Origin of the sequence: Vibrio sp. THAF190c (assembly GCF_009363355.1) — a bacterium.
GTDB classification, from domain to species: Bacteria; Pseudomonadota; Gammaproteobacteria; order Enterobacterales; family Vibrionaceae; genus Vibrio; species Vibrio fortis_A.
This window is the reverse complement of the sequence record NZ_CP045339.1, coordinates 426157-439626: the sequence shown is the minus strand read 5'-3', so window position 1 is coordinate 439626 and position 13470 is coordinate 426157. Positions and strand designations below refer to the sequence as shown.

General features: G+C 44.4%; 15 protein-coding genes. 6 read left to right on the top strand and 9 right to left on the bottom strand.

Annotated features, from left to right (window positions below; genetic code table 11):
• Nucleotides 1-25 precede the first annotated feature (25 nt).
• The 3 genes from FIV04_RS17035 to FIV04_RS17025 all read right to left on the bottom strand — a co-directional run bounded on the left by FIV04_RS17035 (nucleotide 26) and on the right by FIV04_RS17025 (nucleotide 2762).
• The gene (locus FIV04_RS17035; protein WP_152469840.1) at nucleotides 26-1243 is read right to left on the bottom strand and encodes a GGDEF domain-containing protein; all 1218 of its coding nucleotides are present in this window, start codon (nucleotides 1241-1243) and stop codon (nucleotides 26-28) included.
• A 138-nt stretch (nucleotides 1244-1381) separates the two neighbouring features.
• Nucleotides 1382-2410 (bottom strand): dihydroorotase, encoded by a 1029-nt coding sequence (gene pyrC / locus FIV04_RS17030; RefSeq protein ID WP_152469839.1) that lies wholly within the window; start codon nucleotides 2408-2410, stop codon nucleotides 1382-1384.
• A gap of 193 nt (nucleotides 2411-2603) precedes the next feature.
• Entirely contained in the window at nucleotides 2604-2762 is a 159-nt protein-coding gene (locus tag FIV04_RS17025; RefSeq protein WP_032550463.1) for a YqaE/Pmp3 family membrane protein, read from the bottom strand.
• 226 nt (nucleotides 2763-2988) lie between these two features.
• Here FIV04_RS17025 and FIV04_RS17020 point away from each other — a divergent pair, with 226 nt between their 5' ends.
• Nucleotides 2989-4830, top strand: coding sequence for a hybrid-cluster NAD(P)-dependent oxidoreductase (locus FIV04_RS17020; RefSeq protein WP_152469838.1), 1842 nt, complete (start codon nucleotides 2989-2991; stop codon nucleotides 4828-4830).
• Between the two features lie 130 nt (nucleotides 4831-4960).
• Here the strand turns inward: FIV04_RS17020 and nadE are convergent, their stop codons facing one another.
• Nucleotides 4961-5791: an ammonia-dependent NAD(+) synthetase gene (gene nadE, locus FIV04_RS17015; protein WP_152469837.1), complete on the bottom strand. Its 831-nt coding sequence runs from the start codon at nucleotides 5789-5791 to the stop codon at nucleotides 4961-4963.
• 107 nt (nucleotides 5792-5898) lie between these two features.
• On the opposite strand from nadE, the gene FIV04_RS17010 reads away from it, so the two are divergent.
• Both FIV04_RS17010 and FIV04_RS17005 read left to right on the top strand, forming a co-directional pair.
• The gene (locus FIV04_RS17010) at nucleotides 5899-6420 is read left to right on the top strand and encodes a nicotinate-nicotinamide nucleotide adenylyltransferase (RefSeq protein ID WP_152469836.1); all 522 of its coding nucleotides are present in this window, start codon (nucleotides 5899-5901) and stop codon (nucleotides 6418-6420) included.
• 27 nt (nucleotides 6421-6447) lie between these two features.
• Nucleotides 6448-6933, top strand: a complete 486-nt coding sequence (locus FIV04_RS17005; RefSeq protein ID WP_032550459.1) for a hypothetical protein — start codon at nucleotides 6448-6450, stop codon at nucleotides 6931-6933.
• Nucleotides 6934-7044: 111 nt separating this feature from the next.
• On the opposite strand, the gene FIV04_RS17000 is transcribed toward FIV04_RS17005, so the two are convergent.
• Nucleotides 7045-7671 carry an AraC family transcriptional regulator gene (locus tag FIV04_RS17000; protein WP_032550458.1) on the bottom strand — a complete coding sequence of 209 codons (627 nt, stop codon included), beginning with the start codon at nucleotides 7669-7671 and terminating at the stop codon, nucleotides 7045-7047.
• Between the two features lie 176 nt (nucleotides 7672-7847).
• Here FIV04_RS17000 and FIV04_RS16995 point away from each other — a divergent pair, with 176 nt between their 5' ends.
• On the top strand, nucleotides 7848-8954 hold the full coding sequence (locus FIV04_RS16995) for a 1-acyl-sn-glycerol-3-phosphate acyltransferase (protein WP_152469835.1): 1107 nt from the start codon (nucleotides 7848-7850) through the stop codon (nucleotides 8952-8954).
• A 104-nt stretch (nucleotides 8955-9058) separates the two neighbouring features.
• Here FIV04_RS16995 and FIV04_RS16990 read toward each other — a convergent pair whose 3' ends face one another.
• Nucleotides 9059-9658 carry a hypothetical protein gene (locus tag FIV04_RS16990; RefSeq protein WP_152469834.1) on the bottom strand — a complete coding sequence of 200 codons (600 nt, stop codon included), beginning with the start codon at nucleotides 9656-9658 and terminating at the stop codon, nucleotides 9059-9061.
• Nucleotides 9659-9797: 139 nt separating this feature from the next.
• On the opposite strand from FIV04_RS16990, the gene FIV04_RS16985 reads away from it, so the two are divergent.
• Nucleotides 9798-10061 (top strand): DUF1496 domain-containing protein, encoded by a 264-nt coding sequence (locus tag FIV04_RS16985; protein WP_253895538.1) that lies wholly within the window; start codon nucleotides 9798-9800, stop codon nucleotides 10059-10061.
• 29 nt (nucleotides 10062-10090) lie between these two features.
• Here the strand turns inward: FIV04_RS16985 and FIV04_RS16980 are convergent, their stop codons facing one another.
• Nucleotides 10091-10390 carry a YfcZ/YiiS family protein gene (locus FIV04_RS16980; RefSeq protein WP_032550454.1) on the bottom strand — a complete coding sequence of 100 codons (300 nt, stop codon included), beginning with the start codon at nucleotides 10388-10390 and terminating at the stop codon, nucleotides 10091-10093.
• Between the two features lie 529 nt (nucleotides 10391-10919).
• Here FIV04_RS16980 and FIV04_RS16975 point away from each other — a divergent pair.
• Nucleotides 10920-11381: a TetR/AcrR family transcriptional regulator gene (locus FIV04_RS16975; RefSeq protein WP_032550453.1), complete on the top strand. Its 462-nt coding sequence runs from the start codon at nucleotides 10920-10922 to the stop codon at nucleotides 11379-11381.
• A 269-nt stretch (nucleotides 11382-11650) separates the two neighbouring features.
• Here the strand turns inward: FIV04_RS16975 and FIV04_RS16970 are convergent, their stop codons facing one another.
• Both FIV04_RS16970 and FIV04_RS16965 read right to left on the bottom strand, forming a co-directional pair.
• Complete coding sequence (locus FIV04_RS16970; protein ID WP_152469832.1) at nucleotides 11651-12433, bottom strand: heme ABC transporter ATP-binding protein; 783 nt, start codon at nucleotides 12431-12433, stop codon at nucleotides 11651-11653.
• Complete coding sequence (locus tag FIV04_RS16965) at nucleotides 12433-13470, bottom strand: iron ABC transporter permease (protein ID WP_152469831.1); 1038 nt, start codon at nucleotides 13468-13470, stop codon at nucleotides 12433-12435. The genes FIV04_RS16970 and FIV04_RS16965 overlap by 1 nt, the downstream gene beginning before the upstream one ends.

Genomic DNA, 13470 nt, shown 5'->3' with positions numbered 1-13470 from the left:
GTCGTTTAATCGATGTACTTAGGTTCTAATGAGATGAAGTACCGAGCAAGTAAGCCTCGTCTACCATTGGAGAGGAGTTGTGGTTTTGGTCAAAGCACCCAACGGCATTTCGACCATGTTCTTTGGCGTAATAGAGCGCAATATCCGCTTGTTTAACGGTACGAGCGAGACTGTTTTCCTTTTGGTGAAGGCTTACCCCAAAACTAGCAGTAATAGGTTTTGGTTGCTTGAGCCAAAACCTTTGGCGCTCAATCAGCAATCTGAGTTTTTCAGCGACTTGGCAAGCGCCGTCAAAGTTGGTTTCAGGGAGCACAATCAAAAACTCTTCTCCGCCGTAGCGAAAAGCAAGATCATGGCCTCTTAATTCATTGAGTAGTAATCGCCCTATACCATTTAACACTCTGTCACCTGTTTGATGACCATATCGATCATTGATCTCCTTGAAATGATCAATATCCAGAATAATGAAAGAGATGGAGTTGTTAAAACGAGTGTTGCGTATGATCTCGCGAGGAATCAGCTCAGTCATGGCACCGCGATTATAGACTTGGGTAAGGCTGTCTTTGAGTGATGAGCTATAGAGAGACTGCATGAGCCGAGTGTTAAGAATCCAGCTATAAGTAAACCCGAGAGTACTAATCAAAAGCGCAGTGATAATGATAGCAAATTGATGAATGCTACCTGCGTACAAGAAATCGCCTATGTTGCCCTCATTTAGAGTAAACCAGATTCGATACATCATGAACACTGAATGGAGGATCAAAACAACGAGCAAAAGTCTGAGCGCAGAACTAGGGTCTTTGGCTGTACCAACATTAATGACTTTAATGCTCGCCAGGCTACAGAGCGTAATGTACAGGCTCATTACAATCACACGAGCGTTTGTTGAGGGGGCAATAAAGGTGAAGTAGATAAGAGCGGCAATGGTTATCAGTAGTGCTAACCCGCTGCTAACGGCGTAGTGTTTTGGTGATTGTCTGAGTTGGCATAGGCTCAATACGATTAAGCAAAATCCGCCAGCAATAGTCGCGTTGGAAAGGATCTTGGAAACCCATAAGTTGATGTCGTTTCCGAAGCTGAGCAGCGAAAAGCCGATCATAAATAACAAGATGGCATAGAAAAGCGTGCGCACGCCTGTGGTTTGAGGCTGACTGTGTTGTTTGATCAATAACCCGACAAAATAGGTGCCCGATAAAAAGACCATGATCAAACAGAGTGTGCGGATATCTAAGCCTAAATTCATGCAAACCATTTAATAAGTGTGGTTACTATTTATATAAGATTAGATACGATTAATGGATTCGCAAGTGACTTTGTTCACAAACAAAAAAGCCCTGCACAGATAGTGCAGGGCGTATTATTTTTGCGACAAATTAAGAACTTATTTAACTGTCCAACCGATTGTCTCACCGCCACGGATTGGCACAACAATGTCTGAACCGAATGGCATTGTTTCTGCTACGTTCCACTCTTCCTTGGTAAGAGTCACAGTGTCGGTGTTGCGAGGTACACCGTAGAAGTCAGGGCCGTTGTGGCTTGCAAAAGCTTCTAGGTTCTCAAGTTTACCTTCTTGCTCAAACACTTCAGCGTAAAGTTCTACTGCAGCATGCGCCGTGTATGAACCAGCACAGCCACATGCCGACTCTTTCGCGCCTTTTGCGTGAGGTGCAGAGTCTGTACCTAGGAAAAACTTCTTGCTACCACTTGTTGCTGCTTCAATTAGCGCTTGCTGGTGGGTGTTACGCTTAAGAATCGGTAGGCAGTAGAAGTGTGGCTTGATGCCGCCAACCAACATGTGGTTACGGTTGTACAGTAGGTGGTGTGCTGTGATGGTTGCTGCAACGTTCTCGTTAGCGTTTTTAACGAATGTCGCTGCATCAGCCGTTGTGATGTGCTCTAGAACAATCTTAAGGTTAGGGAAGTCGTTAACGATAGGCGCTAGAACGGTATCTAGGAACTCTTTCTCACGGTCGAAGATATCAACGTCGTGAGTGGTTACTTCACCATGAACTAATAGCAACATGCCTACTTCTTGCATTGCTTCTAGTACGTGGTAGATGTTCTTTGCAGACGTCACACCAGAATCAGAGTTCGTTGTTGCACCCGCTGGGTAAAGTTTCGCTGCTACCACTGCACCGGACGCTTTCGCTTTGCGGATCTCGTCAGGAGTTGTGTTGTCTGTTAGGTAAAGTGCCATCAGTGGCTCGAACTGATCACTTGGCTTTTCTGCCATGATGCGCTCGCGGTAAGCCAGCGCCATTTCTGTATCAGTTACAGGTGGGACAGTGTTTGGCATGATTAACGCTCGACCATTGTAACGGCTGATATCGCGAACTGTATCTTTCAGTACTTCGCCATCGCGTAGATGAACGTGCCAGTCGTCAGGACGAGTAATCGTAAGTTGTGTCATTGAAAGCTCCCACCAATTGAAATGTTATGTAGTTGGAGCCTAAACAGTGCGAAATCTGTGAAAGCAATCGCTTACGTTTAGGCGACAGGATGATAGTGGAAAAGCCGTTTTATTTCATCCTATTTTTACTACTTCATCGGTAGAAGCTTCGATCTATACAGGCAAAGGGTTGATTTGTATTAAATGTGCTCGATTATCGAGTCGCCACCCATAAGCCGTGAATCATTCCCGGAACCCAGAAGAAGATCGTGAGTACAATGTTGATCAATAGGTCTTTGCCTGCGCCACGAGCGACGAACACACCAAGTGGTGGAAGAAGAACACATAAGATGATGACGAGAAGCTTATTCATGATAATTCCTTTTTATTCAATGACGTTTCAAAAGTCTCACCTTGCAGCTTGATAAAAAATACACAGCCACAAGGCTCCTGATGTTTATAACACGACTAATGGTTAAAGGTATATTTTGCTCACTTCTCAATATAATAGCTGAGTATCAAGTGTTTAGTGCGAGCGAGTTCCTAAAACTGGGTGCATTTGTTAGCATTGTAAAAAATCTAATAACACTGGAGTCGTTATGTCAAAGTCCTCGGAAGCTCAAAGTCCTTATCTCTCTCAGGTGAATGTTTATCCTGTTAAATCAGTTGGCGGGATCTCGCTATCAAGTGCGTGGGTAGAAAAACAAGGTCTGAGTTTTGACCGACGCTTTATGTTGGCGCTGGCGGATGGCTCAATGGTAACGGCTCGTAAGTATCCGCAAATGGTAAAAGTGTCTTCTAGCTTGCAACCGGATGGCTTGATTTTCACATGTGAAGGTAAGCCTGCACTGCGTGTGAAATATAGCGAGTTCAAGATGCAGGAAACACCCGCCACGGTTTGGAAAGACAACTTCACCGCATACACCACCAATGATGCCGCAGATGATTGGTTCAGTGATGTGCTTGGACAACGTGTCGAGTTACTGTTTACGGGCGAGCAGTCCAATCGTGTGCGTGAGAAGCTCGGGCATAACGTGAGCTTCGCTGATGGCTACCCACTTCTTATTATTAGTGAAGCATCGCTAGCGGAACTTAATCGCCGCAGCCCAGAATTGCATACCATGGATCAATTTCGTACCAACTTAGTGGTTTCGAACACTGAAGCGTTTGGTGAAGATGGTTGGAAGCGTATTCGAATTGGCGAAGTCGAGTTTGAAGCGGTGAAACCTTGTCAGCGCTGTATTTTAACCACGGTTGATGTAGATAAAGGTGAGTTTCGTCCTTCAAAAGAGCCACTGAATACCTTCTCTCAGTTCCGCGCTGATAAGACTGGTGGTGTTTTCTTTGGCCAGAACCTTGTAGCGAAAAACGAAGGTGTGATTAAGGAAGGCGATAAGATTGAAGTACTAGAGACCAAACCTAAAGAGCAGTATGAAGATACCTGGGTTGAGTCGTTGCATCTTACATGTGTTGAGCGTGAAGAGATCGCGCGCGACTTTACAACGTTTTGGTTGGAGCCTGCCAAAGGTGACAACGTCCTACCTAGCTACCAGCCAGGTCAGCACCTACCGATTGAGATGACCATTGATGGCGAAAAGATTTCTCGTCGTTATACACTGTCTTCAAGCCCATCACGCGCAGGTCGCCTTGCGATCTCGGTAAAGCGTGTCGATGATGGCCGAATCTCAAACTGGCTTAATGACCATTTCCAAGTGGGTGATATATTAGTGGCGCAAAACCCTGATGGTGCGTTCTACTTGGAAGAGAATCCAAATCACCCGCTCTTGCTGCTTTCTGCAGGCAGCGGTGTCACACCTATGCTTTCTATGCTGCGTTACCTTGCCGACCACAACCAAGTAGAAGATGTGGTGTTCTATCATCAGTGCAGCAGCGAGTTGGATATCCCTTATCAACAAGAGATTCAAGAAATTGCTGATATGCACCCAGGCCTAAAGGTGATCTACTCACTTAGTCAGCCAGCTAAAGATTGGCAAGGTTTGTCAGGGCGTTTGAGCGTTTCTCATATCGCGAAGATCGATGACTTGCACCGACGCCAAGCATTTGTTTGTGGCCCAGATGGCTTTATGGACAATGCTAAAAAGATGCTGATTCAAATGGGTTTAAATCCACAGCATTACCATCAAGAAGCGTTTGGTGTTAACCAAGCAACAGAAGAAGTGGTGAAAACTCTGCAGTTAAGCGTTAATGGTTATCTGTTTGAGGGCAACAACCAAGGTACTTTGCTAGAACAAGCGGAAGCCGCGGGTGTGTCGATTGCGTCTAGCTGCCGAGCTGGATTCTGTGGAGCATGTAAGGTGACTTTAGAGTCCGGGCAAGTGCATCAACCTGATGTTCCAGCGCTGCAAGATCATGAGCGTAATATGGGGCAAGTACTGGCGTGTTGTTGTGTACCACAAACCGATATCGAAGTGGTCGACTAATCGCCAAAGGTCAACAGATTCTGGTGATAAAACAGAATGAAAAGGCCGACGGTGAACTTCACCGTCGGCCTTTTGCTTAGCGAGTCTTGAGCTAGGTAGGCACGCAGATTACTGCGCAACCAACCTGAGCTTAGTCGTAGATCGTTGGGATCGGTTGACGCTTGTGCTGCGTCGCTTGGTAGATGCTTACTAGACGATCAGAGACCTCTTTAGACACCTCTTTGCCTTCTAGGAAGTCATCGATCTGGTCGTAAGTTAGGTTTAGTGCATCTTCGTCTGCTTTCTGAGGATCTAGCTCTTCAAGGTCAGCTGTAGGTACCTTTTTCACCAGAAGCTCTGGTGCACCTAACGTTGCTGCCAGTTCACGTACTTGGCGTTTGCTCAGACCAAACAGTGGTGCAAGGTCACAAGCGCCGTCACCGTGCTTTGTGTAGAAACCTGTGATGTTTTCTGCCGAGTGGTCAGTACCGATAACTAAGCCACCAACGTAACCTGCAATTTCGTATTGAGCGATCATGCGAGCTCGAGCTTTTACGTTGCCTTTTACGAAGTCAATTTTAGCTGAGTCAGTAGGAAGAAGACCTTTGCCTTCAAGCGCAACATGAGACGCGGCATGCAGGCCATCAACGCCCGCTTTAATGTTTACTGATACAGATTGAGATGGTTGGATGAAAGAGAGAGCAAGCTGCGCTTCATCTTCGTCTTTTTGCTCACCGTAAGGTAGGCGAACGGCGATAAACTGGTAATCGTTGCTGTTGCTTGATTCGTTAAGACTGTCTACTGCTAGCTGAGCGAGTCGGCCACATGTTGTTGAGTCAACGCCACCGCTGATACCCAGTACAAGAGACTTACATCCTGATTGTTGTAATTTGGTTTTGATGAACTCTACACGACGATCTACTTCAAATTGAGCGTCAATTGATGGTAGAACGCGCATTTCATCACGAATTAACTGTTCCATTCGTATTCCTTTCCTGCAAGCAAATTGAAATCTAGTGTTATCATACCGAAATCAAGAGAGATAAAAACCTCTTTACACAGTGAGATAAAAGAAGGCAGCGACAAGCGATGGAAAAAATAGCGGTTTTTGGTAGTGCATTTAACCCACCAAGTTTAGGGCATAAAAGTGTCATTGAATCTTTGGTGCACTTCGACCGAATTTTACTTGTTCCGAGCATTGCTCACGCGTGGGGAAAAACCATGCTGGATTATGATATTCGATGTCAGCTTGTTGAGGCATTTATCAATGACTTGGCTATTGAGCAAGTTGAACTATCTTTAGTAGAGCAAAGTTTGTACAGCCCAGGTGAAAGCGTCACAACGTACGCAGTATTAAAAAAGCTTCAAGAATCTCATCCAACGGCCGATATAACTTTTGTCATCGGGCCGGATAACTTCTTTAAGTTCTCGTCTTTTTATAAGTCTAACGAGATCACTGAACGCTGGTCTGTGATGGCTTGCCCAGAAAAAGTAAAAGTTCGTAGCACCGATATTCGCAATGCGATTATAAATGGTGATGACTTTGCAAATTTGAGTACAAAGTCAGTTACAAACATCTTGCAAGACGGTGGGCTGTATAAGACAATGTAGTCCTTAATTCTTAGAGGTCAGAGCACTATGCTAAAAAGAGCACTTTTAACGACCAGCTTCGTCGTTACCTTCAGCTTGCATGCGCATGCTGAGTGTGATCTATTCAGCTTAGACTCAATTATGTTTGATTCGGATGAACAGACGACATGCCTTAACTTTTCAGACAGCCTTGAATCTTTCAGCCAAAGAATGCTGAGCCTGAGTGGGTTTAGTGACGAACCTGAAGCCTCTTCAAACGACTACTGGTCTGATTGGGTACTACAAACCAAAGACTCACCAATCATTACTCAAAGCATTAGCTCGAACTATGTTGGCTTGGGGATGTGGTTTCCTGAAGATCTGGAAGATAAAAAGTACGACATGACCACAGAAGAGTGGATCCTAAACCATGGTTTGCAGCTCAGCATTGGGTTTGGTGAGAAATCAGTGGGTGAGCCTCGTATGCGATTCGATTATCGCTGGCACGATGCTAGAGAAGCCGACATGATGATGCAGATAGAGTTTCCGTTCTAACAGAACTCATTTCAGACAAAGAATAAGCTTTAGAAAAACACACCGAATTAAAAAAGCCGCGACTCTCATAGAGTTCGCGGCTTTTTCGTTGTCTGGGCAGAGTATTTCAGTTTACAGCGTGTCGCCAAACACCAGCATACACAGCTGCTCGAATTCTTCGGTTTGCCCCGAGAATAACTCGTCAATTACCTTCTCTTTCTTCTGACCTGACTGCATGCGTTTTTTCGCTTCACGCATCACCATCACTAGGGTTTGTTCTTGAGACAGTGGTGAGTCTTCAATGTTCCAACGGTTGAAGCGTTGCGACAATTCGCTTTCACACAGCAATGGTTTAAAGGTCAATACTTCTTGTTTCACTACCGCTAATAACTCTTTAAATGTTGAAGACGCATTGTTGGTGTCTTTGTTTTTAACTGCCAAGGTTGCGAGCTTATCGAGCAAAGCTTGTGAAAGTGGTGTTTGGTTCACGTAGCCCGCTTGCTTAGGGAAAGCATCGGTTAGGCGCACTGAAAAGTCGACGCGTGCGATTCGCGTGTTCGGAAAGTAGGTGAGGGAAGTTAAGCAATCAAACGGGATCCAAAGGCTTTGACCCGGCTCAATGGCGTGTTCCTGTTTACCAATCTTAATCAAAACTAATCCGCTTTCAACGGATACAAGGCTATGTTTTACCACTTTTTTTCTAGGAGTGATTTCTAGGTGGGAGTAGTAAGCCGATGTGTATTCGATAGCGAAGTTCATAGAAGGTCCTTAGTTTTGCGGCCGCTAAGATTACCGTTAATTTTGACGTATGCCAACAATAATGCAGGTAAATCCGATGTTTCTGGTCTGACCTTGTCAAAAGTATGGGCTCTGTAGCTGCGAGAAAGCAAAACAATGCGTAGAATGAGCCAGCTTTTTATTAGATGTAGTGAAAAATGACCTCTCAGACTGATCCATATATTGATATCCGTCCTTATAATGACGACGAAATTCCTGCGGCACTCGATCGCCTAATCAATGATGAAGAATTCATCAGCGCGATCCTAAACTATCGTTTCTCGAATCACGCAGCTTGGTTCCAAGCAATCATGAGCCCAATCTTGCGTGTTTACCTAAAAATGAAGTGGAGCAAGTTGCAGAGCGTAGAAGCGATTCAGATCGAAGTGAAAAAGTACCTTCGTGATACCTTAGCGAATACCACTAAAGGTGTGACTTACACAGGACTAGAATCGTTAGATCAAAATCAGTCTTACTTGTTTGTCTCTAACCACCGTGATATCGCTATGGATCCGGCTTTGGTTAACTATGCACTGCATCAGCAAAACCACAACACATGCCGTATTGCGATTGGTGATAACCTGCTTAAGAAGCCATGCGCGACTGAACTTATGCGTCTGAACAAGAGCTTTATTGTTAAGCGCTCGCTTAAAGGGCCGCGTGAGATGATGAAAGCGCTTGGCCAACTCTCTTCTTATATTAAGCACTCTCTAGATACGGGTAACTCTATCTGGATTGCGCAGAAAGAAGGGCGTGCAAAAGACGGTAACGACTTCACTGATCCAGCTATCCTGAAGATGTTCCATGTTGAAGGTCGTAAACAGAAAGTTGCTTTCGCTGAGTATGTTAAGTCATTGAAGATCGTACCGGTTGCGATCTCTTACGAAAATGACCCGTGTGATACGGCAAAAGCACTAGAGTTGTTCGAAAAAGACGTCAATGGTTCGTATGAGAAAGGCGAATTTGAAGATATCGAAAGCATCATTCAAGGTATCGTGGGCAATAAAGGCCATGTACATGTTGGCTTTGGTTCTGTGATTGACCAAGATTTTGAAACGCCAGAAGCACTAGCTGAAGAGATTGACCGCCAAATTCATGAGAACTACAAGCTGTTCCCTGTGAACCTACTGGCAGCAGATAAAGAAGACGACAGCATTACTGAAGCGGTGAAGCGTGAGTTTGAAGAGAAACTATCAAGCATCCCTCAAGGTGCGCATCAGTACTTGATCGATAGCTATGCTAACCCAGTAAAGAATGTCGGCTAAATTCGGTCTAATGATTTAACGACGGCAGATAAAAATAAAAAGGAGCGTCATGCTCCTTTTTTGATCGCAATACATGGCAACTCGTCATGCCCCAACTTTCCTAGCTAGCGCGCTACCGCGCCACCCAGATTCAATGTCGTTGGCCATTTGCTAATGACATTACCACCGAGATAGATATTGCCATTCACTGTCATCACGTCGGGGAACTGTGTAATCGCAGAACCACCAATATAAAGATTCCCTTCAACCACAATGCCATTTGGCAGTTCGGTTAGGGGGGTTCGAATCAAACTCAGATCGCCTTTCACGCGAAAGCCATTTGGTAGCTTTTTCAGTGGCGTATCGGTGAAGTTGATAAAGCCACCAACCTTGACGCCCTTCGGCCAACTTTGTATCTGACTCCCAAGTAAGTTGGCGTAACCTTTGATAGAGGTGCCTGCTGGTACACGTCTGAGCAAGCTATTCGCCGCTTGTAGACTACCACCAATTTCGAGCTCTTTCGGTAGTTGTTTGATAGACGTTTTCTCTATATTTAAATTACCTTTGACAACTAACCCTGTTGGTAATTCGGTATAAGGCTTATTACGCAGATAAAGATTTCCGTAATTGTCGAGATGATTCAATATTTGATAGTGATCGAGGGGCTGGGAGTAACTATTTGATATGGTGAGTAAGCACGCAAGCAATGTGACAATTCTGAGCATAATGACGATCTTCTAACAGAGTTGCGCTTACTATATCGGAAATTGCATACGAGCCCAGAAATATTGCCGATAATTGTTAAATTTAGCCAATTAAACAGAGGGCGAAATATAAGTGAAAAGATTAAATGCAATTAAAGTCATATCTTTGACAGTAATCTCAGGTCTATTTGGGAATAATGCAAACGTTTATGCCGACAATATTATTTCTGTACCGGCGAAAAAGGCGGTGGTTGTATCGCAAAAGAATACGCACCCACGGGTCTGTTATTACGATGATAAGGCTTACAGTTTAGGTGCTATTCTGGAAATATCAGGAGTAGTGATTCAGTGTGCAGAACAGAATGATTTCGAGACAAATGGCGCTCTTTCATGGAAAACACTCGAAAAAAAAGACGAGCAATAGGCTCGTCTTAATCAATAGAGTAGGGCGCGTTATCGTGCGATTGAACGTGTTTTCAGTTCAAAGATAATTTTCTCTGCGCTCACTTCGAACTTGAAACGTGTACGTAGTTCGTTGCTTTCTTCTGTTAGTTCTGTTGATTCAAACTCAACACTGCTAGAAACTTGTTTAGCTAAATCAATGTACTTAGCTAGCTCTGCTTCCATCGCTTCCTTCGAGTTACCGTAGATTACAACTTCCGCTACATCGTCGCCTTCTTTAATGATGAACCCCATTTCGCCTGCGCAACCGCAAGCTTCGCATACATCATTAGTGCCAACATCTTGGTTCATAAATAATCCTCTTACAAAATCTGAGGTTATTTTACCGAGCAATTTGATCTGTATCTACAAAAATTAAATCCTTTGGCCTATCTTGCATTGGTATGCTATGTTGTTTGTTGAGGAAAACAATGAGCATGGCGTTTTATAAATGTGAATATGGGTGTGATCAAGCTCATATTTTTCTGAAAATTAGTGTCATTAATTTGTCAGAACATCATTCAGTTAGTTGCACCCTGAATGATTTTATAAGAGTATCTATCGCTTGATAGGTATTTATATAATGAATTTATTGTTTCGCATTTCATATTCTAAGCGGTTATTTTAAAACACTGCTTTAGAACGGTAAGGTGAATTCCGAAGACTAATTAAACAAAGTGCGCAAAGACGCAACACTGTAAAATTGGTCGTACAGAGTATTCTCGTGTTATTGGGCGCAAATACTTGCGAAAAATCGCCTTACTCACATAATGCTGATAACGATTTTCATTCTGACTTCATTTGATGAGTTAGATGGATTTACAAAAAGAAGAGCCTGAATATGCCAAAGCGTAGTAAAGAAGATACAGAAATCACTATCCAGAAAATCATGGATGCCGTAGTTGACCAGCTACTAAGACTGGGTTACGACAAGATGTCATACACGACGTTGAGTCAACAAACGGGTGTTTCTCGTACTGGTATTAGCCACCACTTTCCAAAGAAGACAGATTTTACGGCAGCGCTTGATGGTCGTATCTTCAAAATGTTCATGGAACACATTGATTTCGAAAATGGTTTAGATGCATTTTCTGATAGCTGGATTAAAGCCCTGGAAGATGCTGAGTTCCTAGCAATCTTACGCCTGCTATTCCACCATATCGTTACATCAGAAAGCGCACACGAGTTCGCTGCTAACGGTATTGACCGCCTGTACAAACTGACTGAAACTCAGTTTGGCGACACAAGTGGTAAAGAACTAGAATGGTTAATTGGTAAGTCTCTAATTCAAATGAGCAAATAATCCATTGAAAGAAAAGCTCCTTATTAGGAGCTTTTTTTGTGCCTGCTGTTTTTGTGGTCAACAATCATTTGGCTCTCATTGTGGCTTCAAAAGCAGCGAGGTGACTAACGTTTAGAGGTACCTGATTAGGTACATGGAATCGTTCAGTATTATGTAAATCTCTAGCAATAATACCTATTGTTAATCTGGACAATAGCTTAAATGGCCGTGAATGGCGTTTTAAGCCTTTAGAAACTAAAAAGAGCACCGTAAGGTGCTCTTTTTGTTTATTAGCCAGCAGGGTGGACTTGAGGGAAGCTCATAGTAGGGTGTTTTTCAACAATACTCCGATACCCGTAGACATCTTCAATCATCTCTGGCTTTAGTGCTTCCCATGGTGTTCCATCACACACTAACTGCCCGCTTTTCAATACGACTAAACGATCAGAATACTGCGCGGCCAGGTTCAAGTCGTGTAGCACCACAATGACTGCCGCGTTTTGTTCGTCTGCCATTTTACGAGCGATTTTCAGTGTGTTGTGTTGATGAGCGAGATCGAGCGCTGAAGTGGGCTCGTCGAGCATCAATACACATTGATCACCTGAGTGATGCAGTTGAGTCAACACGCGCGCTAGATGCACACGCTGCTTTTCACCACCAGAAAGTGATGGGTAGAGACGAGCAGCAAGATGAGACACGTCCGCCGTATCCATTTTCTCTTGTGCGATTTTAGTCAGTGCTCGATTGGATTCTTGTAGTGGAATGCCACCAAGTTCAACCACTTCATTGGCTAGGAATGGAAAAGTGAGCGTGCTGTGTTGTGGGAGCATCGCTAAATGCTTCGCCAGTGTGCTCGGTGACCATAGTGCTCTGTCTCGGCCAAAGTAATTGATGTTACCTTGGCTTTCGATCTCTTGACATAACGCTTTGAGTAACGTGCTTTTTCCGGCACCATTCGGGCCAAGAAGTGTTGTTACTTTACCCGCTTCAATCTCGATAGAGACATTATCTAGAATCACTTTGCTGCCAAACTTTACATGAATGTCGCTGGCTTTTAAGGCTGGGGAGTGCATTACAGAATTCTCCCTTTTTGTTGGAAGAGTAGATATAGGAAAAACGGTGCGCCGATAATGGCAGTCACGATACCAACGGGCAGCTCGGCTGGTGCCAGTACCACACGTGAGAACATGTCAGCGGCTGTGAGTAATAGTGCGCCTAGGACTGCGGATAGAGGGAGTAGTACACGGTGATCAGGACCAGCAAGCATGCGACCCAGGTGAGGAATCACTAACCCAATGAATCCAATCATACCTGAGAGACTTACCGTAATGCCGACGCCTGCCGCAGTCAGTAAGATCAATTGGCGTTTGAGCTTTTGAACGGGAATACCTAAGTGTTGCGCTTCTGACTCACCAAGGAGTAGTGCATTTAACGACATAGCTTGGCGATAGAACAAGATAAACAATACAACCAAGGTGACAAGGGCCAATGCAATTCCAGACCATTTAGCGCCCGCCAATGACCCCATCGACCACAATGAGAGATCTCTCAGCATTTGATCATCAGCGATGAAGTTTAAAAAACCGATACCAGCACCAGACAGGGCACTAATTGCGACACCTGCCAGCAGCATGATGGTCACGGAAGTACCGAATTTACCTGTACCCAGCTTATAAACTAAAAGTGTCGTTAATGCGCCACCAAGAAAGGCGAACACTGGTACTGCTGCAAAGTTCATGAAACCTGGGTAGTTAAGGCTCAGTTCAGAAAAAAGAACGATTGCTAACGCAGCACCTAAAGCAGCACCAGCGGAAACACCAATGATTCCCGGCTCTGCTAATGGGTTTCTGAACAGCCCCTGCATCACTGCGCCACATAGCGCTAGTATGGCACCAATCACCATGCACAGAATGGTTCGTGGCAATCGAATCTCTTGGATCACCAGGTTGATGTGAGGCGCGAGTTCATTGTTTGGATTGAACAAGCTTGCCGCACTGTCGCTCAAGCTAATGTTCATTGGTCCAACAGTAATCGAAAACAGGGCAATGAAGACTAGGGCGATACCAAAGCCTAGCATTGATGTTTTTAAAGGTACGGTTCTTAACAGCAT

What these genes read in the sequence shown, in the direction of transcription:
- FIV04_RS17035 (WP_152469840.1), bottom strand. Translation starts at nt 1,243, where the DNA reads ATGAATTTAGGCTTAGATATCCGCACACTCTGTTTGATCATGGTCTTT.
- pyrC (WP_152469839.1), bottom strand. Translation starts at nt 2,410, where the DNA reads ATGACACAACTTACGATTACTCGTCCTGACGACTGGCACGTTCATCTA.
- FIV04_RS17025 (WP_032550463.1), bottom strand. Translation starts at nt 2,762, where the DNA reads ATGAATAAGCTTCTCGTCATCATCTTATGTGTTCTTCTTCCACCACTT.
- FIV04_RS17020 (WP_152469838.1), top strand. Translation starts at nt 2,989, where the DNA reads ATGTCAAAGTCCTCGGAAGCTCAAAGTCCTTATCTCTCTCAGGTGAAT.
- nadE (WP_152469837.1), bottom strand. Translation starts at nt 5,791, where the DNA reads ATGGAACAGTTAATTCGTGATGAAATGCGCGTTCTACCATCAATTGAC.
- FIV04_RS17010 (WP_152469836.1), top strand. Translation starts at nt 5,899, where the DNA reads ATGGAAAAAATAGCGGTTTTTGGTAGTGCATTTAACCCACCAAGTTTA.
- FIV04_RS17005 (WP_032550459.1), top strand. Translation starts at nt 6,448, where the DNA reads ATGCTAAAAAGAGCACTTTTAACGACCAGCTTCGTCGTTACCTTCAGC.
- FIV04_RS17000 (WP_032550458.1), bottom strand. Translation starts at nt 7,671, where the DNA reads ATGAACTTCGCTATCGAATACACATCGGCTTACTACTCCCACCTAGAA.
- FIV04_RS16995 (WP_152469835.1), top strand. Translation starts at nt 7,848, where the DNA reads ATGACCTCTCAGACTGATCCATATATTGATATCCGTCCTTATAATGAC.
- FIV04_RS16990 (WP_152469834.1), bottom strand. Translation starts at nt 9,658, where the DNA reads ATGCTCAGAATTGTCACATTGCTTGCGTGCTTACTCACCATATCAAAT.
- FIV04_RS16980 (WP_032550454.1), bottom strand. Translation starts at nt 10,390, where the DNA reads ATGAACCAAGATGTTGGCACTAATGATGTATGCGAAGCTTGCGGTTGC.
- FIV04_RS16975 (WP_032550453.1), top strand. Translation starts at nt 10,920, where the DNA reads ATGCCAAAGCGTAGTAAAGAAGATACAGAAATCACTATCCAGAAAATC.
- FIV04_RS16970 (WP_152469832.1), bottom strand. Translation starts at nt 12,433, where the DNA reads ATGCACTCCCCAGCCTTAAAAGCCAGCGACATTCATGTAAAGTTTGGC.
- FIV04_RS16965 (WP_152469831.1), bottom strand. Translation starts at nt 13,470, where the DNA reads ATGCTGTTAAGAACCGTACCTTTAAAAACATCAATGCTAGGCTTTGGT.